This window comes from Streptomyces sp. NPDC054841 (assembly GCF_053611045.1).
Genome location: NZ_JBSGZO010000928.1, coordinates 1 through 1,123, shown reverse-complemented (window position 1 = coordinate 1,123; position 1,123 = coordinate 1). Strand labels below are relative to the sequence as shown.

Annotated in this window: 1 protein-coding gene; it reads left to right on the top strand. The window is 65.2% G+C overall.

The genetic code is table 11. The features are described 5' to 3' along the window. The first annotated feature begins 31 nt into the window (after positions 1-31). Positions 32-1,123: an IS630 family transposase gene (locus tag ACWGI8_RS44495; protein ID WP_453669358.1), complete on the top strand. Its 1,092-nt coding sequence runs from the start codon at positions 32-34 to the stop codon at positions 1,121-1,123.

The window sequence follows — 1,123 nt, the reverse complement described above, 5'->3', positions numbered from 1 at the left end:
GGAGTTCTGTTCAGATGTGTAGGCTTGGTCTATGGCGCGGACGGGGCGGCCGAAGGCCGAGTTGACGTTGTCGGATGAGGAGCGGGCCGCACTGGAGGGGTGGGTGCGGCGCCGTTCCACGCCGCAGGCATGGGCATTGCGGTGCCGGATCGTCCTGGCCTGCGCCGAGGGTGCCTCGAACAAGGACGTGGCAGCCCAACTCGGTTCCACGCCTCAGGCGGTGGGCCGCTGGCGGGCCCGGTTCGTGCAGTACCGGATTGCCGGTCTGGGCGACATGCCACGTAGCGGCGGGCCCAGGACGGTGACCGACGAGCAGGTCGCCGCGGTAGTCACCAAGACGCTGGAATCGACACCGAAGAACGCAACACACTGGTCGACGCGGTCGATGGCGAAGGAGATGGGCCTGTCGCAGTCGTCGGTGTCACGGATCTGGCGGGCGTTCGGCCTGCAGCCGCACCGGTCGGAGACCTTCAAGCTGTCGACCGATCCGTACTTCGTCGACAAGGTCCACGATGTTGTGGGCCTCTACCTGGACCCGCCGGAGCGGGCGTTGGTGTTCTGCGTGGATGAGAAGTCGCAGATCCAGGCCCTGGACAGGTCCCAGCCCGTGCTGCCGATGATGCCCGGGGTGCCCGAGCGGGCCACCCATGACTACGTCCGTGCCGGCACCACCACCCTGTTCGCCGCGCTCGAGGTCGCCACCGGCAAGGTGATCGGCTCCCTGCACCGCCGGCACCGCGCCGAGGAGTTCAAGAAGTTCCTGATCAAGCTCGACAAGGAAGTGCCCGCCGGCCTGGATGTCCACTTGATCTGTGACAACTATGCCACCCACAAAACACCCGCCATCAAGAAGTGGCTGCTGGCCCACCCACGGTTCCACCTGCACTTCACTCCGACAGGCTCGTCCTGGCTGAACCTCGTCGAGCGATGGTTCGCCGAGCTCACCAACAAGCAGATACGGCGAGGCGTCCACAAGTCCGTGCAGGCCCTGGAGAAGGACATCCGCAACTGGATCGCGGCCTGGAACACCGACCCGAAGCCCTACGTCTGGACGAAGACCGCCGACGAGATCCTCGAACGCCTCGCCTCATATCTGAACAGGATTCCTGACTCAGAAGACTAG